The sequence below is a fragment of the Mesorhizobium sp. M0047 genome (genome assembly GCF_040323315.1).
Taxonomy (GTDB): Bacteria; Pseudomonadota; Alphaproteobacteria; order Rhizobiales; family Rhizobiaceae; genus Mesorhizobium.
Map to the genome: position 1 here is coordinate 1 of NZ_JAMYUW010000021.1, position 16,922 is coordinate 16,922.

25 protein-coding genes and 1 pseudogene are annotated in these 16,922 nt (G+C 61.9%); 21 read left to right on the top strand and 5 right to left on the bottom strand.

Annotation, left to right across the window (positions count from 1 at the left end; genetic code table 11):
- A partial coding sequence (locus tag NKJ89_RS20200; RefSeq protein WP_352604994.1) for a recombinase family protein occupies positions 1 to 218 on the bottom strand: 218 nt, incomplete at its 3' end.
- A 236-nt stretch (positions 219 to 454) separates the two neighbouring features.
- Here NKJ89_RS20200 and NKJ89_RS20205 point away from each other — a divergent pair.
- The gene (locus tag NKJ89_RS20205; RefSeq protein ID WP_352604996.1) at positions 455 to 637 is read left to right on the top strand and encodes a hypothetical protein; all 183 of its coding nucleotides are present in this window, start codon (positions 455 to 457) and stop codon (positions 635 to 637) included.
- A 56-nt stretch (positions 638 to 693) separates the two neighbouring features.
- Positions 694 to 888 carry a hypothetical protein gene (locus tag NKJ89_RS20210; RefSeq protein ID WP_352604998.1) on the top strand — a complete coding sequence of 65 codons (195 nt, stop codon included), beginning with the start codon at positions 694 to 696 and terminating at the stop codon, positions 886 to 888.
- 38 nt (positions 889 to 926) lie between these two features.
- Here the strand turns inward: NKJ89_RS20210 and NKJ89_RS20215 are convergent, their stop codons facing one another.
- A complete protein-coding gene (locus tag NKJ89_RS20215; protein WP_352605000.1) occupies positions 927 to 1,121 on the bottom strand; it encodes a hypothetical protein in 195 nt (64 codons plus the stop codon).
- Between the two features lie 154 nt (positions 1,122 to 1,275).
- Here NKJ89_RS20215 and NKJ89_RS20220 point away from each other — a divergent pair, with 154 nt between their 5' ends.
- Both NKJ89_RS20220 and NKJ89_RS20225 read left to right on the top strand, forming a co-directional pair.
- Positions 1,276 to 1,527, top strand: coding sequence for a DUF982 domain-containing protein (locus NKJ89_RS20220; RefSeq protein WP_352605002.1), 252 nt, complete (start codon positions 1,276 to 1,278; stop codon positions 1,525 to 1,527).
- Between the two features lie 114 nt (positions 1,528 to 1,641).
- Positions 1,642 to 1,896, top strand: a complete 255-nt coding sequence (locus NKJ89_RS20225) for a hypothetical protein (protein WP_352605004.1) — start codon at positions 1,642 to 1,644, stop codon at positions 1,894 to 1,896.
- 56 nt (positions 1,897 to 1,952) lie between these two features.
- Here NKJ89_RS20225 and istB read toward each other — a convergent pair whose 3' ends face one another.
- Both istB and istA read right to left on the bottom strand, forming a co-directional pair.
- Positions 1,953 to 2,765: an IS21-like element helper ATPase IstB gene (istB, locus tag NKJ89_RS20230; protein ID WP_352605006.1), complete on the bottom strand. Its 813-nt coding sequence runs from the start codon at positions 2,763 to 2,765 to the stop codon at positions 1,953 to 1,955.
- Positions 2,755 to 4,284, bottom strand: coding sequence for an IS21 family transposase (istA, locus tag NKJ89_RS20235; RefSeq protein WP_352605181.1), 1,530 nt, complete (start codon positions 4,282 to 4,284; stop codon positions 2,755 to 2,757). The genes istB and istA overlap by 11 nt, the downstream gene beginning before the upstream one ends.
- Positions 4,285 to 4,410: 126 nt before the next feature.
- On the opposite strand from istA, the gene NKJ89_RS20240 reads away from it, so the two are divergent.
- Positions 4,411 to 4,860, top strand: a complete 450-nt coding sequence (locus tag NKJ89_RS20240) for a DUF2127 domain-containing protein (protein WP_352605183.1) — start codon at positions 4,411 to 4,413, stop codon at positions 4,858 to 4,860.
- 7 nt (positions 4,861 to 4,867) lie between these two features.
- Here the strand turns inward: NKJ89_RS20240 and NKJ89_RS20245 are convergent.
- Positions 4,868 to 5,020, bottom strand: a pseudogene (locus tag NKJ89_RS20245) (phosphatase PAP2 family protein); the annotation flags it as partial.
- A gap of 575 nt (positions 5,021 to 5,595) precedes the next feature.
- Between NKJ89_RS20245 and NKJ89_RS20250 the strand changes: the two are divergent.
- The 16 genes from NKJ89_RS20250 (at position 5,596) to NKJ89_RS20325 (ending at position 16,815) form a co-directional block, all read left to right on the top strand.
- Entirely contained in the window at positions 5,596 to 5,922 is a 327-nt protein-coding gene (locus tag NKJ89_RS20250) for a DUF736 domain-containing protein (RefSeq protein ID WP_352605008.1), read from the top strand.
- 174 nt (positions 5,923 to 6,096) lie between these two features.
- Positions 6,097 to 6,357: a DNA -binding domain-containing protein gene (locus NKJ89_RS20255; protein ID WP_023715497.1), complete on the top strand. Its 261-nt coding sequence runs from the start codon at positions 6,097 to 6,099 to the stop codon at positions 6,355 to 6,357.
- A gap of 134 nt (positions 6,358 to 6,491) precedes the next feature.
- Positions 6,492 to 6,695 carry a transcriptional regulator domain-containing protein gene (locus NKJ89_RS20260; RefSeq protein ID WP_245266190.1) on the top strand — a complete coding sequence of 68 codons (204 nt, stop codon included), beginning with the start codon at positions 6,492 to 6,494 and terminating at the stop codon, positions 6,693 to 6,695.
- Positions 6,696 to 6,711: 16 nt separating this feature from the next.
- Positions 6,712 to 7,257, top strand: coding sequence for a DUF2285 domain-containing protein (locus tag NKJ89_RS20265; protein ID WP_352605010.1), 546 nt, complete (start codon positions 6,712 to 6,714; stop codon positions 7,255 to 7,257).
- Between the two features lie 141 nt (positions 7,258 to 7,398).
- Positions 7,399 to 7,680 (top strand): helix-turn-helix transcriptional regulator, encoded by a 282-nt coding sequence (locus NKJ89_RS20270; RefSeq protein WP_023808373.1) that lies wholly within the window; start codon positions 7,399 to 7,401, stop codon positions 7,678 to 7,680.
- Between the two features lie 16 nt (positions 7,681 to 7,696).
- On the top strand, positions 7,697 to 8,857 hold the full coding sequence (locus tag NKJ89_RS20275) for a replication initiator protein A (protein ID WP_352605012.1): 1,161 nt from the start codon (positions 7,697 to 7,699) through the stop codon (positions 8,855 to 8,857).
- Complete coding sequence (locus tag NKJ89_RS20280) at positions 8,854 to 9,090, top strand: hypothetical protein (protein ID WP_352605014.1); 237 nt, start codon at positions 8,854 to 8,856, stop codon at positions 9,088 to 9,090. The genes NKJ89_RS20275 and NKJ89_RS20280 overlap by 4 nt, the downstream gene beginning before the upstream one ends.
- Positions 9,087 to 9,608, top strand: a complete 522-nt coding sequence (locus NKJ89_RS20285) for a DUF2840 domain-containing protein (protein WP_352605016.1) — start codon at positions 9,087 to 9,089, stop codon at positions 9,606 to 9,608. Before NKJ89_RS20280 ends, NKJ89_RS20285 begins: the two co-directional genes overlap by 4 nt.
- 38 nt (positions 9,609 to 9,646) lie before the next feature.
- Complete coding sequence (locus NKJ89_RS20290; protein ID WP_502904144.1) at positions 9,647 to 10,150, top strand: S26 family signal peptidase; 504 nt, start codon at positions 9,647 to 9,649, stop codon at positions 10,148 to 10,150.
- Positions 10,151 to 10,220: 70 nt separating this feature from the next.
- On the top strand, positions 10,221 to 10,556 hold the full coding sequence (locus tag NKJ89_RS20295) for a DUF736 domain-containing protein (protein ID WP_352605020.1): 336 nt from the start codon (positions 10,221 to 10,223) through the stop codon (positions 10,554 to 10,556).
- A gap of 3 nt (positions 10,557 to 10,559) precedes the next feature.
- Positions 10,560 to 11,333: a lytic transglycosylase domain-containing protein gene (locus tag NKJ89_RS20300; RefSeq protein WP_502904143.1), complete on the top strand. Its 774-nt coding sequence runs from the start codon at positions 10,560 to 10,562 to the stop codon at positions 11,331 to 11,333.
- Positions 11,334 to 11,577: 244 nt separating this feature from the next.
- Positions 11,578 to 13,317, top strand: coding sequence for a relaxase/mobilization nuclease domain-containing protein (locus NKJ89_RS20305; RefSeq protein WP_352605024.1), 1,740 nt, complete (start codon positions 11,578 to 11,580; stop codon positions 13,315 to 13,317).
- A gap of 27 nt (positions 13,318 to 13,344) precedes the next feature.
- Positions 13,345 to 15,330 carry a conjugal transfer protein TraG gene (locus NKJ89_RS20310; RefSeq protein ID WP_352605026.1) on the top strand — a complete coding sequence of 662 codons (1,986 nt, stop codon included), beginning with the start codon at positions 13,345 to 13,347 and terminating at the stop codon, positions 15,328 to 15,330.
- 7 nt (positions 15,331 to 15,337) lie between these two features.
- A complete protein-coding gene (locus NKJ89_RS20315; RefSeq protein WP_352605028.1) occupies positions 15,338 to 15,793 on the top strand; it encodes a ribbon-helix-helix protein, CopG family in 456 nt (151 codons plus the stop codon).
- A gap of 360 nt (positions 15,794 to 16,153) precedes the next feature.
- Positions 16,154 to 16,501 carry a type II toxin-antitoxin system RelE/ParE family toxin gene (locus NKJ89_RS20320; protein WP_502904145.1) on the top strand — a complete coding sequence of 116 codons (348 nt, stop codon included), beginning with the start codon at positions 16,154 to 16,156 and terminating at the stop codon, positions 16,499 to 16,501.
- Positions 16,498 to 16,815, top strand: coding sequence for a helix-turn-helix domain-containing protein (locus NKJ89_RS20325; RefSeq protein ID WP_352605032.1), 318 nt, complete (start codon positions 16,498 to 16,500; stop codon positions 16,813 to 16,815). The genes NKJ89_RS20320 and NKJ89_RS20325 overlap by 4 nt, the downstream gene beginning before the upstream one ends.
- Positions 16,816 to 16,922: the final 107 nt, after the last annotated feature.

Here is a 16,922-nt window from a genome sequence, read left to right on the forward strand (position 1 = left end):
ATCACCCGAGCGCCATTGCCCGCCATGTACTCAAGGAGGCCTTGAAAGCCGGGGCGCGTGTCGATCGGGTCAGCCCCGCTCACCGCCGCGTCGTGAAACTCCTGAACCACTTTGATCCCGTGCCGCTTGGCGTATTTCGCCTGCCGCTGTCTCGGGGCGCTGTCACCATCGACATTCGCCCGTGAAGAGGTCCGAAGGTATGAAACCGCCGTGGACATTCTCTGTGACCCTATCCCTCGCGCTACAGGCCCTTGGGGCCGCGGAAAGTCGGCGTCTCGCTGGCCAGCATCATCCGCTCAAGAGGTCGCAACTACCTCGTCAGGGCACCGGTCGTCCCTATTGTCGTGGAACCGGGGGGCATGGGGGGTCGGCGCGCGTGCCTCTTATCCGATCACCCGCTCAGAAATTTCTACCAAACAATCCCGACCTACATTAGACTTCCCTAATGGTATCCATGCGGTACGACCTTAGGAAAGAACGCGACGAGTCCTGGACGGTGTTCGACGTCTTTACCGGGCAGCCGGCTGTGTACGAGGGCCACGAAGCCGTCGACCTCGATATGGAATATGCCGACGATCTGGTAGACCTTCTGAACGCTGTCGACCTGAAACGCAGGGTCGCCCGAGGTGACCTCTGATTGGAACCATCCCGTCTTGAAAGAGTTTGACGCCTTGGGGCGGAGTGTTTCCAATCATGACCGAGCGTTATCAATCAGGGCAGACGTCGGCAGCGAACGCTGTTCGGCGCATGATTGCATCCGATGAGACCCGTCATTACCTCCACAAGGTGTTAGATCTGAAGATCGAGGCGGAACTGCCTGGCGCCATCGGGGCACTGCTTGCTTTGCTTGATCTGAAAGGACGAGACGAACCGTCCGAAACCCCCTGACTTCCCCGAAGCCCGGCTCAAATCGGGCTTTTCATCCTTCAGGCGGCCAGCCTCGAACGGATTTCTTCGATGGCGTTTGCGATGGCGTCTGCTGTCGCGTGGTCGAGGGCTACGTCCAAGATGCCCTCCGTTGTGTTAATCGAGAGGATGCCGAGACGACCCTTCTCGTCCTCGACTGTGCTGACGTGAATTTCGGTCGGCACGAAAGGCAGTGCTTTTGTTGTACTGCGCATAGATCACCTGTGGTCACTGGCGGCGACAACGACAATCGCGCATTCCAGCAACGACTGCAAGCGGGCCACATTGCGCAGCCTCATGCGGAAGCAGTAAAGAAGTTGTACGAGGTGGCAGCTTGTGTCGGTAATGGGTCCACCTCATAAAGCTTGAATGGCTCTCAATTGGTTCTACCCCCCAGTCCCCGTCAGCGGCGAGCGGGCAGGGGTGTGCTACCAGATCAACAACGTCGAGCGGGCCGCCGAGGAACTCCTGAAGTGGACCAAGCGCGGCCGTAAGTGGAACCGTGCGGTGCACGTCTGCATGGCCTGCATGGCTGACGAAGCGGCACCTCAGGAGGTCCGAAGGCTCTTCCGTCTAGCTGCCAAGGAGGAGGGAGTCCTCTTACCAGATCGGGGTGACTGAGGGTGTCTCCTGAAGAAGGATCGTCCGACACTCCCTGATCAAAGGTCGGTGAGGGCCATCACTGGTACATTCCGGACATTGATTTCTTGGTTTGGTGACCCATAAGATGGTCGCTTGGGTTTCTTCCTCGAGGAGTGGGCGATGAAGTCTCAAGGGGCCTATAAGCCTGTGGCCACAGCGGCGGAATTGATTGAAGCGGTGATCGGTCCTATCCCGATTGGCAGCACGGTCTCAGTCCGAGACACCGTTGCCGCAGTTCGCAAAGCTGATCCCGATTTACAAGTGACCGACTGTGAATTGGTCGAGACCATCGTGGACTTGGCCACGGTCCACGGTCAGTTCGTGCTGTTCGACCTCAAGGAGCCCTGATTGTTGATTTTCACTGAGAACTGACCCGGCATTTCCACCGAGATTTGACCCGCCTTTCATGTATGTTTCGGTTCGGGGTTGAGGGTCAAGGTTCTGGCTTTCTCCTTCGCTTTTTTAGGTTCGTGGGCAGAGCTGTTTTTGAATCGGAAGCTGTCGTTTCCGGTTTCCAGGATGTGGCAATGATGGGTCAGCCGGTCGAGTAGCGCGGTTGTCATCTTGGCATCGCCGAAGACACTGGCCCACTCGCTGAAGCTGAGGTTTGTGGTGATGATGACGCTGGTGCGTTCGTAGAGTTTGCTCAGCAGATGGAAGAGCAATGCTCCACCTGATGCGCTGAATGGCAGATAGCCAAGTTCGTCCAGGATCACGAGATCGGAATGCACGAGGCGATTGGCGATCTGGCCCGATCGTCCCTGTGCCTTCTCCTGCTCCAGCGCATTGACCAGCTCGACCGTCGAGAAGAAGCGAACCCGCTTGTGATGATGCTCGATGGCCTGCACGCCGAGGGCCGTGGCAATATGGGTTTTGCCTGTTCCGGGGCCGCCGACGAGCACAATGTTGTGGGCTTCATCGACGAACTCGCAACGATGAAGCTGCCGCACGAGCGCCTCGTTTATCTCGCTGCTGGCGAAGTCAAAGGCGTTGAGATCGCGATAGGCTGGAAAGCGTGCGGTCTTGAGCTGGTAGGCTGTGGACCTGACCTCGCGTTCCGCCGTCTCGGCCTTCAGCAGTTGCGACAGGATCGGAATGGCGGCCTCAAACGCTGGCGCTCCCTGTTCGGTGAGTTCGCCTACAGCTTGCGCCATGCCGTGCATCTTCAGGCTCCGGAGCATGATGACGATTGCGCCGCTGGCAGGGTTATGACGCATGCCGCACCTCCAGGGCCTTTCTCAAAGCATCGTAGCGTTCGACATTGGCCTTCGGCTCGTTGGTCAACGTCAGGGCCTGAGGAGCATCGACGGTGGGTGGAGTGAGGGATTTGCCGTCGATCAGGCGATGGAGCAGATTCAACACATGGGTCTTGGTAGGAACACCGCCCTGCAATGCCATCTCCACGGCGCACAGCACGGCCTGCTCGTCGTGCTGAAGCACAAGTGCCAGAATGTCGACCATCTCGCGATCGCCGCCAGCCTTCTTGAGCAAATGCTGCTGCAAGGATCTGAATGCATCGGGAAGTTCGGCAAAGGGTGCTCCGTTGCGAAGGGCGCCTGGTTTGCGCTGTACGACAGCCAGATAGTCCCGCCAGTCATAGACCGTCTGCCCTGGCCGATCATGCGATCGATCGATGATGCGGCGATGCTCGCAGATGATCAAACCTTCCGCGGCAACCACGATACGATCTGGATAGACCCGTAGGCTCACGGGCCGGTTGGCAAAGGACGCCGGCACGCTGTAGCGGTTACGCTCCAGATGGATAAGGCAGGTCGGGGAGACCCGTTTGGTGTATTCGACAAACCCGTCGAAGAAACGGGACGCTGGCATGAGAGCCCGGGCTTCCTCAGCCCAGATATCGGCAATGGTGCCGCGCATTTTTCCATGCGAGGTCTTGTGCCAAAACTCCTTGCATCGAAGCTCCAGCCAGTCGTTCAGGGCTTCCAGTGATGGAAAGCGTGGAATGGGCTGCCAGAGCCGGTGACGCGCATCCTGCACGTTCTTCTCGACCTGTCCCTTCTCCCAGCCGGACGCGGGATTGCAGAACTCAGGCTCGAAGAGATAGTGGCTGGCCATTGCCATGAAGCGGACATTGACGTCGCGCTCCTTGCCGCGGCCGACCTTATCGATCGCTGTCCGCATATTGTCGTAGATGCCGCGCCGAGGAACGCCGCCAAAGACACGGAAAGCGTGATTGTGCGCGTCAAACAGCATCTCATGCGTCTGCAGCAGATAGGCCCGAACGATGAAGGCGCGGCTGTAGCTTAGCTTTGTATGGGCCACCTGCAGTTTGGTGCGCTCATTGCCGATGATTGCCCAGTCCTCCGACCAATCGAACTGGAACGCTTCACCCGGATCGAACGCAAGCGGCACGAATGTCCCGCGCCCTGTCGTCTGTAATTCTCTTTGCAGATCCGCCTTCCACTCCCGAGCGAAAGCAGCAACACGACCGTAAGAACCCTCATAGCCTAGGCTAAGCAGATCGGCATGAAGCTGCTTCATCGTGCGTTTCTGTTTGCGGTTCCTTTTGGCTTCCGTCGTCAGCCAGGCCGACAAACGGTCGGCAAAAGGGTCAAGCTTGCTCGGTCGCTCGGGAACCTTGAACTTTGGCTCAACACCGTCAGAACGCAGATATCTGCGAATAGTATTCCGGGACAGGCCGGTCCTGCGGCTGATCTCACGGATCGATAAATGCTCTCGAAAATGCCAGCGTCGGATCACGCTCAATAATGCCATGTCGATCACTCCGTAGCCCCCGCTGCAACACGCAGGGCAAGGTTCAAACATGGGTCAATTCTCGATGGAAATATCCTTCAATGCCGGGTCACTTCTCAGTGGCAATCAACACGCCGCATCCATCAGATTTTTGAAGTCAGCGTCTGGCTCAAGGGTGCGCACGCTCTGATCGAATGCCTTGGCGGTGTCCTGCTTTATCTCGTCACCACAGACACCATTGCCTCGTGGGTCAATGCCTTCACCCAAGAGGAATTGATCGAAGATCCGAACGATTTGATAGCTGGCTATCTGTCGCAGATGGCAAGCCATTTTTCCGTCGCGAGCAAGGAGTTCTACGCCTTCTACCTGCTCAGCCACGGCCTGATAAAGCTGGCCCTGGTCGTCGGTCTTTTGCGGGGCAAGTTGTGGTCGTATCCGGCATCGCTCGCGGCATTGGGCTTATTCATGGCCTATCAAGTCTACCGCTACTCATACACCCATTCGTTCGGCCTGCTCGTCCTGACTGTCTTCGATGCGGTCGTCATGGTGCTGATCTGGCACGAATGGGGTGTAATGCGACGGCACAGGCCCGCATAACAGCTAGTTATCGACCTCGCCTTTGTTCAATCCACTGGACCGCAGACCAGCACAGAATGGCCCAAGCGGAACCAACGCACCAACCCGCAAGAACGTCGGTGGGGTAATGGACGCCGAGATAAATCCGGCTCAATCCGACCATGACCGTGAGGAACACCGCGGCCTCCTCATTATCGGTGGTTGGAGCAAATCGGGCTAGATGCCAAGCATCGAGCAACGGCCACAGTGCGGCGCGGCCTCGTTTGTGGCCTTGAACTCTGTTCAGTCGATGCTGCAAGGCAGGTCCGGCCATTCGGTGGCAGGACGGCAGCGCGACCGGTGACGGGGGCGTTGCAGGTGCACCGGATCTGGTGCCTGGAATGGGTGGACGACGCCAGTGAACCCGTAGCGATCTGCCGGAGGCGCGTTGCACGCCAACGTCTCCGTTGCCAATCCGTCCCAAGAGCGCTCCAAACGGCCTCTTCAATGGGCTGATCTGGCCGAAGGACGGCTGAAGCCTCGACCGCCTAGGCCGCAACGGCGCGTCCGACTTTCTTCCCCTGCCGGCGCCCACCCCATTGCCGCAAGCGGATGGGGACCCCGAGCGCCGCCATTCCTCGCGAGACAAGAAAGCCGTTCCTGCGCCGTCCTCCGCGTTGCTCCGGTCGCAAGCGATGCGTCGTCGGTCGCCTCCGGCCACCCGATCGCCATCGAGGCCGCATGGTGCGGGCTCGGAACAGAAAACGGAGACTTACAATGGCTACCATCGGCATCTTCAAGAAGTCCGCCTCGAACGAATTCACCGGTGAAATCGTCACCCTCAGCGTCCAGGCCAAGAACGTGCGCATCGTCCCAGACATCCGCGCCACTGGCGAGAACGCTCCCAGCCACCGGGTGCTGGTCGGCCGCGCCGAGATCGGCGCCGCATGGTCCAAGACCTCCAACGAGGGCCGCGACTACCTCGGTCTCAAGCTCGACGATCCGAGCTTCAACGCCCCGATCTACGCCAACCTCTTCGACGACGAGGAAGGTGAGGGTTTCTCGCTCATCTGGTCCCGCCCGAGCGCGCGGCGAGGCGACTGAGGACCCGCCCAGGCCCCGGCCGGAAGGCCGGGGCCTTCTTCCGCGGACGGTCCGGTTCGGTTCACCCAAGCCGAGAGCGATGCCGAAACCGCATCGCCTGATGCTTATCAGCTATCCTCCGTCGGCGCTGTTGTTTCTATAAAATGCTTTCACTCTGTTAACACGAGGCAAGCGATGATCGAGCCGTTTGACGAAACCGCGCCGACCAGTGACGAACTCACCGAATACGATCGGGAACACGTCAAGCTCTATATGCGCCTGCTTGACGCCGCCGACGACGGCGCGGACTGGCGCGAGGTGGTCGAAATCCTCTTCGGCATTGATCTGACGAAGGAGCCACAACGCGCCCGGCGTATCCACGACAGCCATCTGGCGCGAGCGCGCTGGATGGCGCGTGCAGGCTACCGTCATCTCTTGCGTCGACCCGGCAACTAGCACCACAGCACCTGTGGTTCGCGGGTGATGCCGAAGTGGCATCACCCGATGCCCGGCAAGGGTCTTCCGCCAATCGCTACAACCCGGAATCGTTTGGAGGCGGGGTTTACGCGTTGTTTGCGAGGAGCTCTTGGATGAGGCCGGATACGTCGCATTGGCGAGACAATGACAGTTACGACTATTTCGATACTTTACCCATCGAAGGGCTCGCCTGGGAGTGTCTGCGACGTCACGAACCCTATCAACGGCACTACCGAGCGCTCCTGACCACAAGAGCCGAGAAAGCACCATTCCGGCCTGAGGCACAGCGGCTGTGGGGGTTGCGATTTCCCGGCTAGGCCGGATTTGTCCGCCTTGGCGCAGGACGTTCTGTGGTCGCCTGACGTCGATCCAGCTGTGGTTTCTCTCGTGCCGGCGCCGGAATTCCTGTCGTCCTTGCGATCGGTGCCGTTGACCGGCCTGGGCGTGAGCCGCGACAGCGTGGAAGGACGCCACACCGTCCATAGTGCGGGTGTCGCCACTCAACTTCTCCTTCTGCCCGGTAGTGAGCCGCACGGCCCGTTGGCAGCGTTGATCCCTTTGGATGCAGAAACGTTGGGACGGATCGAAACACTCACCCGTTTCTGGCGTTCCTTGCAGGGGCGCCCCACACCGTCGGACACGCGGATGACCCCACAGCAGCGCCGCCGTTTCCGTCTGATGATGCAGGCCGCTGACGGCCGTGCGAACGACGCGAGCTACCGCGACATTGCGATTGCGTTCTACGGACACAAGCGCATCGCCGCCGATCCTTGGAAGACCTCGGCGTTGCGCGATGCGGTGATCGGCCTGGTCGAAGGGGCCACCGCCATGATCGGCGGCGGCTATTTGCAAATCCTGCGTCATCGCCGCCGATCCTAGCGGTTGTGACACGGGAGAGGGGGGTGGGATTTTAGCCTCCCTCAACTTCCCCATCCCTTGCGAAGCCCATTCTCCGCCACCGTGGTCGCCGTCCACCGCTGAACGCCAGCGGCTGCCCAAAACCCCACGGAGGTCCGACCCATGCGACCCGATATTGCCGTCTTGCCGCCGCGCTTCCTGCGTACCAAGGAAGCCGCGGATTTCCTCAGCCTGTCCGCCCGAACGCTCGAAAAGCACCGCACCTACGGCACTGGTCCTTCCTACCGCAAGCTCGGCGGCCGTGTCGTCTATGCCGTCGACGATCTTCAAGCTTGGGCCGAACGCGGCGCTGTCACCTCTACATCCGATCCGCGTGGGTCGGTCCTGCCAGCCAAGCGTCACACACCGACGCCGCCGGCGCATGGCGGACGATACGCACGCTGACCGCGCGGATTTCCAAATGGCGGCACGAAACCAAACCCTTTCGGAGCGCGGGCAGCTCGACCTGTTCCGGGCGCTGCCTGGCGACTTCGCCCCACGAGACGCGCAGGATCTCATGACCTATCCGTTCTTCGCCCTTTCCAAGACCCATCGCATCACCCCGATCGATTTTGCCGCCGGCAACGTCACGATCCGGGTCGAGGCCGTACCCGATCACGGCATGGCGACCATCTGGGACGCCGACATCCTGATCTGGGCCGCCAGCCAGATCGTCGAGGCGCGCGACAGTGGGCTTCGCACCTCGCGGCTGATGGCCGCCACGCCCTATGAGATTCTCACCTTCGTCGGCCGAGGCAAGAGCCTGCGCGACTATCAACGCCTGAAGGCGGCGCTCGACCGGCTGCAGTCGACCACTGTCTCCACGACAATCCGTCAGCCCGCCGAAGGCCGGCGTCACCGTTTCTCATGGATCAATGAGTGGCAGGAGCGCATCGATCGCCATGGCAAACCCGCGGGGATCGAGTTGATCGTCCCCGACTGGTTCTACCAAGCAGTCCTCGATGACGCGCTCGTGTTGACGATTGATCGCGCCTATTTCGACCTGACTGGCGGGCTGGAGCGCTGGCTCTATCGGCTGGTGCGCAAGCATGGCGGACGCCAGCGCGACGGCTGGCGCTTCGACTTCCGTCACCTTCACCAGAAATCCGGCAGCCTGTCGCCCTACAAGCGCTTTGCCTTCGAGCTGCGCGACATCATCCGCCGCCAGCCGCTGCCCGGCTACACCCTTGCGCTGGAAGTGGAGATTGGTGGCCGGACGCTGCTCGCCTTCGAGCGGATCGCGTCCTGTGGAAAGCCTGTGGACGGCCTCGTGCTATCGGGAACCGGAACTATCGTGCCATCGGGAACCGCGGGCTCGTGCTATCAGGAACCCAAACGGGGCCTAACCTCCCGAAACCAAAGCCGAAATCGCGCCCTTAACTTAGACTCTAACCCAGAATCTAACCTTGAAGTGCGTACGCGCGATGTGCAGAGGCTCGTCCGGCGAGCCAGCCACGCACTCAGCGTAACCACCAACAAGACTCCGAACACGTCGACGGTTTCTGGCGGTCGCAACACGGCAACTAGCGTCTCCGAAGCCCCGAATCCGCCTCTTGAGCCGCGCTCGGGAGCCACCCGATGATCGCCGCACTCCTCAATCAAAAGAGCCGTGTCGGCAAGGCAACTTTGACGCTGCCTCTCGCCGGTGAATTGACCTGCAAGGGAAATCAGTTCGCGACCGTGCGCCCGACCACCGACATGACGACTCAGGTGAGCGACCGCATCGCCGCATTCCGGGACGGCGTCATCGTCGCCAACACGCTGCGCGAGATGCTCGCGCGCAAATTCCCAGCAACATCAGGAGAACCTTCATGACCGGCATCGCGGCTCCCCACATGCGCGGCGCGTTCCCGGCCACGCCCCACGCCCCCGACAATCTCGTCCATGTCGAACTGACCTGGGTCGAGAAGAGGCAAGAGAACTGGATCCGTTTCGGCACCCACGCCCACGAACAGATCGTTGATCGTCGCCGGCGCATCCTGTCCTACCGTCCCGGCGCGGTCTTCGCCCTCGTGCGCTGGGCCGCGAACGATTTTGGAACGATCATCTCGCGCATCGATATCGTGCGTGCGGTATCACGTGGCGAAGCCTATCAGACACTGCCCTTCGTGTGCCCCGGCGGCGACATCCTGCTGAAGGTCGAGAGTTGGCCCAAGGTCGAACGCGTGCTGCAGGCGATCGACGCCATCCAGCGCCTCGACATCGAGCCTGAGTTGGTGTCGCCCGATCATTGGCGGCACATCCACAACCGGATAACCGCCGGCCACGCGCCGCGCAGCTACACGCTCGACCAACATCGTGCCTTCCTGCTGCGCAAGAGGACCGAGCCGTGACACGCGTGGGCATCATCTTCGCTAGCGTACTCGCAACCATGGGCGTCAGCTATCCCGGCCTCACTTCGATGCCCACGAAGCTCATTTGGAATGCGTCAGCTAGCGCACCGATCGGCTTCTACACGATCGACTTCCACGGACCGTTCGAGGTCACCGATCTTGTGGCCGTGGACGCCCCCGCACCACTCGCGGCCTTCCTCGCCGATCGCGGCTATCTGCCGAGGGGCGTGCCACTCTTGAAGCGCATCCTTGGCGTTTCCGGGCAGCGTGTCTGCCGCTCGAACCTCACCATCACTGTCGATGGTATCGAGGCGGGCATGGCGTTGAAGCGTGATCGGGCCGGCCGTGATCTGCCGGTTTGGCAAGGTTGCCGCCGCATCGCGAGCGGCGAAGTCTTCCTGATGAACCGGCAGGTCCGCGACAGCCTCGACGGACGTTATTTCGGCCTCCTCTCCACCAGCCAGATCATCGGCCGCGCCGTCCCGCTGTGGACCGACGAGGACGGCAACGGCCGCTTCGAATGGCGCGCGCCAACGCGGTGAGCGCGCGACCGGCGGCGCGCGTCGTGCCGCCAGCCTTCATCACCGCACCACCCCAGCACAGGAGCCTGACATGCAACAGATCGGAGAATTCACGCGCCAGAAGACTGGCTATAGCGGGCGCATCCACACGCTCAGCCTCAACCTGGATATCGCCATTGTGGCGGCAGAGGCGAGCGAAACGGAGAATGCGCCCGACTATCGCGTTCACGCCGGCAGCGAGGACGGCCCCGAGATTGGCGCGGGCTGGAAACGCTCCAGCGAAAAGGCCGGAGACTATGTCTCGATCCAGCTCGACGATCCAACCTTCGCGCAGCCGATACGAGCGAACCTCTTTCGCAATGGGGACGACAAAACGTCCTGGTCGCTGCACTGGGGGCGCCCGCGCGACCGCAGCGAGAAGGATTGAACGATGCGCGCTCGCCGTCCGTCGACGAGCCATCGCGGCGCGCCCGGGCCGCTTCGCGCGGCCCGGCGCATGGCTCTGCTCCTCCTTTGCGGCCTGTCCCTCACGACCGTCATGCCGGCGGCGACAGTGGCGCAGGACTTGACCGCCGCGCGGTCGTCCCAAGCCGATCCGTTCGGCGCCCACATCGGCGAAGCCTCGCAACGCTTCGGCGTCTCGACCGCGCTGATCCGCGCCATCATGCGCAAGGAGAGTGCGGGCGATGTGCGCGCCGTGTCCAGCGCAGGCGCCCGCGGCTTGATGCAGATCATGCCCGGCACATGGGAGGATCTGCGTGCCCGCTGGTCGCTCGGCCACGATCCGTTCGATCCCCGGGACAACATCCTGGCAGGAACGGCGTACCTGCGCGAACTGCACGATCGCTTCGGCTCGCCAGGGTTCCTGGCCGCCTACAACGCGGGACCTGCACGCTACCAAGCCTACCTCACTGGGCGTCCGTTGCCGGCCGAGACCCGCGCCTATGTCGCAGCGCTTGCTCCGCTTGCCGGAGGCCGCGCGACCATCCACCCTTTCGCCGTCACGTCTGCCGAGGCCATTCCGTGGAAGCATGCATCGCTTTTTGCAGGTCCGTCGGGTCGCCAACAGGCTCTCGCCCCCGTACCGGCCGAGCGACCGCCAAATGACGCTGGCCCCGCACCCGCCGTGCGCGATGACTCCGCCATCGTGCCGCTGTCCGAAGGCCTCTTCGTGGCGCGAGCGGGCGAGGGGATCCAGCCATGAGCGCGCATGGGCGTCTTCGCGCAACCGCGCGCCCCAGCGCACCATGGCGTGGATGGAGGCGGAAGGTGGGCATAACAACCGGAAGATGGCGAGATAAAAGGCCGCGAGGTGCGGCATCGATCGGTTGTGTTGTTTCAAGAGGTTATGTGGCATTTCCGCGAGGCGCGAACATCTGGCGCACCGCGCTGGAAGACCGATTTGCGTGTGATTTCCGTGCTTTGGCACGATGTGCGGAGCCCTCGCGATGACCAACGAGGATGGTTTCCGCATCCGGCCTGGCCGTATTCGCTCGCCCAGTGCCCAGCGCGCCAGGCCCTTCATTGCGCAGGCGCTTGCCGCCGCCCAGAAGGCCGGCGCCCGCATCTCTCGCTCCGGCCGGATCAGTCCGGGCAATCGCTCGATGTTCGGGCGTGGCCGCTCGGCGAGCGTGCGCGCCAATCGTCTCCTCACCGGCCGCTCGCGAACCGTCATCATCAAGACACGGCTGGTGCGCCATCACGCGCGCGCCGTGCCGCTTGCCGCCCATCTCTCCTATCTGCGCCGCGAGGGCGTCACCCGTGACGGGGAAAAGGCAAGGCTGTTCGGGCCGGAGGCCGGGGAGGTGGATGGCGGTGCTTTTGCCGAGCGGTGCGGCGATGATCGGCACCACTTCCGCTTCATCGTTTCGCCGGAAGATGCCGTCGACATGGCGGATCTCAAATCCTTCGCCCGCGATCTGATGGGCCAGATGGAAACGGACCTCGGCACGAAGCTCGATTGGGCCGGCGTCGATCACTGGAACACCGACAACCCGCACCTTCACATCATCCTGCGCGGCCAGACCGATGACGGGCAGGATCTCGTGATCTCGCGCGATTACATCAAGGAGGGGATGCGCGCCCGCGCCGCCGACCTCGTTACCCAGGAACTCGGCCCGCGCAGCGATCTCGACATCCGCCGCAATCTGCAGCGTCAGGTCGAGGCCGAACGCTGGACCCAGCTTGACCGGCAGCTTGTTCGCGATGGCCGCGACACAGGCGTTGTCGATCTTGCGTCCCCGGCGAACGCTCAGCCCGATGAGTATCACGTGCTGAAGGTCGGGCGAGTGCGCAAGCTCCAAACCCTTGGCCTTGCCGAACAGGTCGGCCCAGGCCAATGGATGATCGACGACAAGGCCGAGGCGACGCTGCGTGAGCTTGGCGAACGCGGCGACATTATCAAGCGGATGCACCGCGCCTTGACAGAACAAGGCATCACGCGCGGCGCGGCGAGTTATGTGCTGGCGGCGGAGCGCCTTGACTCGCCGATCGTAGGTCGGCTGGTCGACCGCGGTCTCGATGATGAGCTGAAGGGCAGCGCCTACGCCGTAGTCGATGGCACCGACGGCCGCACCCACCACATCAAGCTGTCCGATCTCGAGGCCGCGGGCGACAGCGCTCCGGGTTCCATTGTTGAGCTGCGCAAGTTCAATGACGCGCAGGGACATTCGCGCGCAGCACTTGCTGTCCGTTCCGATCTCGATATTGAGCGGCAGGTTTCCGCCGCCGGCGCGACCTGGCTTGATCGCCAGAACATCGCCCGCGAACCGGTTGCGCTGTCTGAAGGCGGCTTCGGTGCCGAGGTGCGGCAGGCGATGCAGCGCCGTGCCGACCACCTCGTCCAACAGGGCCTCGGCGAGCGGAATGGCCAACACATAAGCTTCACGCGCAACCTGATCGACACGCTGCGTCGCCACGAGTTGGAGGCGCTCGGCGAAAAGCTCTCGGTCGAAACCGGCCAGCCTTTCAACCGCGCCCGCGGCGGCGAGTTTGTGGCTGGTTCCTACCGGCAGCGTTTCACGCTCGCCTCCGGCCGCTTCGCCATGATCGATGACGGCCTCGGCTTCCAACTGGTGCCCTGGACGCCGTCCCTGGAAAAACATCTTGGCCGCCACGTCTCTGGCGTCGCTCGCAATGACGACGGCATCGACTGGAGTTTTGGCCGCAAGCGCGGCCTCGGCCTCTAACCTCATATTGAAGAAAGGACCGTGATTATGTCCGCCACCAAGATACTCTGGGGCCAGATTCTCGCCGTCCTGGCGATTGTGCTTTTCACAACCTGGGGCGCGACGCAATGGGTGGCTTGGCGCCTGGCGTTCCAGCCCGAGCTCGGCAGGCCATGGTTCCATGTCCTGGGCTTTCCATTCTACCTTCCGCCGTCCTTTTTCTGGTGGTGGTACGGCTTCGATGCCTACGCGCCGTCGATCTTCGTGGAGGGCGCCTTTATCGCGGCTTCCGGCGGTTTCGCCTGCGTCGCCGTCGCCATCGGCATGTCGGTCTGGCGGGCACGCGAGGCCAAGAAGGTCGAGACCTACGGCTCCGCCCGGTGGGCAGACAAGCAGGAGGTCAAGGCAACTGGCCTTCTCGGCTCCGATGGAGTGGTGCTTGGGCGGTTTGACGGCGCCTATCTGCGCCACGATGGACCGGAGCATGTGCTGTGTTTTGCGCCCACACGTTCGGGCAAGGGCGTCGGCCTTGTCGTCCCGTCGCTGCTGACCTGGCCGGCCTCCGCCGTCGTCCATGACATCAAAGGCGAAAACTGGCAACTCACCGCAGGCTTCCGCGCCAGATATGGGCGGGTCCTTCTGTTCGATCCAACCAATCCGAAATCCTCATCCTACAACCCACTGCTCGAGGTGCGTCGCGGCGAATGGGAAGTCCGCGATGTTCAAAACATCGCCGACATCCTGGTCGATCCGGAAGGCTCGCTCGAGCGCCGAAATCATTGGGAGAAGACCAGCCATGCCCTTCTGGTCGGCGCGATCCTGCATGTCCTCTACGCCGAGCACGACAAGACGCTTGCCGGCGTTGCCGGTTTCCTCTCCGATCCAAAGCGTCCGATCGAATCGACGGTGTCCGCGATGATGAAAACAGCGCATCTGGATGAAGCCGGTCCGCACCCGGTCATCGCCAGCGCCGCGCGGGAGCTCTTGAACAAATCCGACAACGAGCGCTCTGGGGTTTTGTCCACCGCCATGTCTTTCCTTGGCCTTTATCGCGATCCTGTCGTGGCAGAGGTGACGCGCCGCTGCGACTGGCGTATCGGCGACCTTGTCGACGACAAACATCCGACCACACTCTACCTCGTCGTGCCGCCGTCCGACATCAACCGGACCAAGCCGCTCATCCGCCTGATCCTCAATCAGATCGGTCGCCGCTTGACGGAAGATCTGCAGGTGAGGGCGAAAGGGCACCGGCTGCTCCTGATGCTCGACGAGTTCCCGGCGCTTGGCCGCCTCGACTTCTTCGAGTCGGCGCTCGCCTTCATGGCCGGTTACGGCCTGAAAAGCTTCCTCATCGCTCAATCCCTCAATCAGATCGAGAGGGCGTACGGCGCCAACAACTCCATCCTCGACAACTGCCACGTCCGGGTAAGCTTCGCCACCAATGACGAGCGCACCGCCAAGCGCGTGTCGGACGCGCTGGGAACAGCGACCGAGATGAGGGCCATGAGGAACTATGCCGGCCACCGGCTTTCGCCGTGGCTCGGCCATCTCATGGTCTCCCGCTCGGAGACGGCTCGCCCGCTGCTCACGCCGGGTGAAGTGATGCAACTGCCGGCCACCGACGAGATTGTCATGGTCTCGGGTGCGCCGCCGATCCGCGCCAAAAAGGCGCGCTATCATGAGGATGCCCGCTTCCGGGAACGTATCCTGCCGCCGCCGGTGCTGACGGCGGCGGCGGAGGAGGGGAGGGCCGACGACTGGACCAGACTGCCTCTGCCTTCGCTTCCGGAGATTGCCGAAGCCACGTCGGCGCCGTCGGCCACGGATGACGACACGACTGATTCCGAGCGTCGTCGGCAACCCGAGCTTAGTCGCGTCGAGCAGGTCGTGAAGCCTTCGACCGAGAACGAATTCGAGATCGATCACCTGGATGACGTGGAGGACGAGGTTGCCCGCAACCGTCGACTGACGCGCCTGATGCAGGGCATTGCGCGGCAGGCGTCGCTCGACCCGGGCGACGGCGTGGATATGTGAGGGCTCGATGATAAAGGCACCCCGCAAACAACGCCTGTCCGTCTATCTCGATCCGAAGGTCATGAGCAGGCTGGCCGAACATGCGGCGCGACGAGATCTTTCACGGTCACTCGTTGCCGAGGCGGCCATCGAGTCGTTCCTCTCGCCCGATGCCGCCGAGCGACAGGAGGCGGCGATCACCAAGCGGCTCGATCAACTCGATCGCCGAATGGCACGCCAGGAGCGCGATGTCGCAATTGCCGTGGAGACGCTCGCGGTTTTCGTCCGCTTCTGGCTGGCGACAACGCCGGCTTTACCCGAGCCCGCGGCACAGGCCGCTCATGCCAAGGCGGGCGAGCGCTATGATGCCTTTGTCACCGCACTCGGCCGGCGCCTGGCGAGAGGTCCAAAGCTTCGGCAGGAGATCTCCGAGGACATCGATGGCGGTCTGGACACACACCAGCCCGGCCCGCCCGCGCGCTAAATGGACTGGCGGACCGAGATTTCGCAAGCATCAATATGTCAAATATATCAAAGCGTTGGAGTGATATGTTGTCATCGAACGCGCGTTGCCAACCTGTCGGGTTTGGCAGACGAGAACCAGACGGCCGCAGGGTGGGGTCGCTTATACGGGAACCATGTTGGGCGCGAAATCCGCAATTTAAGATCCGTGATTGCACGAGGGGCCACCATCATGAGCTTCTATGATCACTTGGAAAAACAGGCGTCTGAGCCGAATCAGTTATTTTTCAGGGGCTGAACGGTGTCAGGATTTTCGTTGAAAATTATAGTCTGTATGCTATAAGGCAAAGGGCGAATGAGAAACCAAAAGCCCACGGTATGGATGGGGTCGTCGAAGGACGACCTGCGCGAGTTTCCGGTCGATGTTCGCCGGTTGATGGGTGTCGCAATCAACGACGCCCAGAATGGTGAGGAGCACCCGGCTGTCAAAGCCCTGAAAGGGTTTGGGGGCCGCAGCATCCTTGAGGTGGTCGACGACTTCGACGGAGATACCTACCGCGCCGTCTACACCGTCCGTTTCGCTGGTGTGATCTACGTGCTTCATTGCTTCCAGAAGAAGTCGAAGATGGGCAGGGAGACGCCCAAGCACGAAATCGATCTCGTCACAGTGCGATTGAAGGCGGCCGAGGCGCATTATCGCGAAAACTATGGGAAAGGAACAAAGTCATGACACAAGACATCACCGCCGAAGTGAGCAGCGGCAATGTGTTTGCGGACCTCGGCTTCGACAATCCCGAAGAGGAATTGCTCAAGGCCAAGCTGGCCCGCGAGATCCGCGCCATTATCAAGCGCCGGCGCCTGACCCAGGCGAAGTCGGCTGAACTGCTCGGAATGAAGCAGCCCGACGTCTCCGCGATCGCCACAGGGCGAACGGGTAAGTTTTCGATAGACAGGCTGGTTCGTTGTCTGGACCGGCTCGACTACAAGGTCGACGTGGTGGTTCGCCACAAGACTAGACGGTCAACTCGTGCTGAAGCCGCTTGATCAGACGGCTTTGCCGGCGAGCGGACAATTGATTATCCAGGTTCGGATGGGCGCCACCGCAACCAGGACGGTAGGATTAGCGAAAAGCACGGGAACACGAAGGCGGA

What these genes read in the sequence shown, in the direction of transcription:
- NKJ89_RS20205 (WP_352604996.1), top strand. Translation starts at nt 455, where the DNA reads ATGCGGTACGACCTTAGGAAAGAACGCGACGAGTCCTGGACGGTGTTC.
- NKJ89_RS20210 (WP_352604998.1), top strand. Translation starts at nt 694, where the DNA reads ATGACCGAGCGTTATCAATCAGGGCAGACGTCGGCAGCGAACGCTGTT.
- NKJ89_RS20215 (WP_352605000.1), bottom strand. Translation starts at nt 1,121, where the DNA reads ATGCGCAGTACAACAAAAGCACTGCCTTTCGTGCCGACCGAAATTCAC.
- NKJ89_RS20220 (WP_352605002.1), top strand. Translation starts at nt 1,276, where the DNA reads ATGGCTCTCAATTGGTTCTACCCCCCAGTCCCCGTCAGCGGCGAGCGG.
- istB (WP_352605006.1), bottom strand. Translation starts at nt 2,765, where the DNA reads ATGCGTCATAACCCTGCCAGCGGCGCAATCGTCATCATGCTCCGGAGC.
- istA (WP_352605181.1), bottom strand. Translation starts at nt 4,284, where the DNA reads ATGGCATTATTGAGCGTGATCCGACGCTGGCATTTTCGAGAGCATTTA.
- NKJ89_RS20250 (WP_352605008.1), top strand. Translation starts at nt 5,596, where the DNA reads ATGGCTACCATCGGCATCTTCAAGAAGTCCGCCTCGAACGAATTCACC.
- NKJ89_RS20255 (WP_023715497.1), top strand. Translation starts at nt 6,097, where the DNA reads ATGATCGAGCCGTTTGACGAAACCGCGCCGACCAGTGACGAACTCACC.
- NKJ89_RS20260 (WP_245266190.1), top strand. Translation starts at nt 6,492, where the DNA reads ATGAGGCCGGATACGTCGCATTGGCGAGACAATGACAGTTACGACTAT.
- NKJ89_RS20270 (WP_023808373.1), top strand. Translation starts at nt 7,399, where the DNA reads ATGCGACCCGATATTGCCGTCTTGCCGCCGCGCTTCCTGCGTACCAAG.
- NKJ89_RS20275 (WP_352605012.1), top strand. Translation starts at nt 7,697, where the DNA reads ATGGCGGCACGAAACCAAACCCTTTCGGAGCGCGGGCAGCTCGACCTG.
- NKJ89_RS20280 (WP_352605014.1), top strand. Translation starts at nt 8,854, where the DNA reads ATGATCGCCGCACTCCTCAATCAAAAGAGCCGTGTCGGCAAGGCAACT.
- NKJ89_RS20285 (WP_352605016.1), top strand. Translation starts at nt 9,087, where the DNA reads ATGACCGGCATCGCGGCTCCCCACATGCGCGGCGCGTTCCCGGCCACG.
- NKJ89_RS20290 (WP_502904144.1), top strand. Translation starts at nt 9,647, where the DNA reads ATGGGCGTCAGCTATCCCGGCCTCACTTCGATGCCCACGAAGCTCATT.
- NKJ89_RS20295 (WP_352605020.1), top strand. Translation starts at nt 10,221, where the DNA reads ATGCAACAGATCGGAGAATTCACGCGCCAGAAGACTGGCTATAGCGGG.
- NKJ89_RS20300 (WP_502904143.1), top strand. Translation starts at nt 10,560, where the DNA reads ATGCGCGCTCGCCGTCCGTCGACGAGCCATCGCGGCGCGCCCGGGCCG.
- NKJ89_RS20305 (WP_352605024.1), top strand. Translation starts at nt 11,578, where the DNA reads ATGACCAACGAGGATGGTTTCCGCATCCGGCCTGGCCGTATTCGCTCG.
- NKJ89_RS20310 (WP_352605026.1), top strand. Translation starts at nt 13,345, where the DNA reads ATGTCCGCCACCAAGATACTCTGGGGCCAGATTCTCGCCGTCCTGGCG.
- NKJ89_RS20315 (WP_352605028.1), top strand. Translation starts at nt 15,338, where the DNA reads ATGATAAAGGCACCCCGCAAACAACGCCTGTCCGTCTATCTCGATCCG.
- NKJ89_RS20320 (WP_502904145.1), top strand. Translation starts at nt 16,154, where the DNA reads ATGGGGTCGTCGAAGGACGACCTGCGCGAGTTTCCGGTCGATGTTCGC.
- NKJ89_RS20325 (WP_352605032.1), top strand. Translation starts at nt 16,498, where the DNA reads ATGACACAAGACATCACCGCCGAAGTGAGCAGCGGCAATGTGTTTGCG.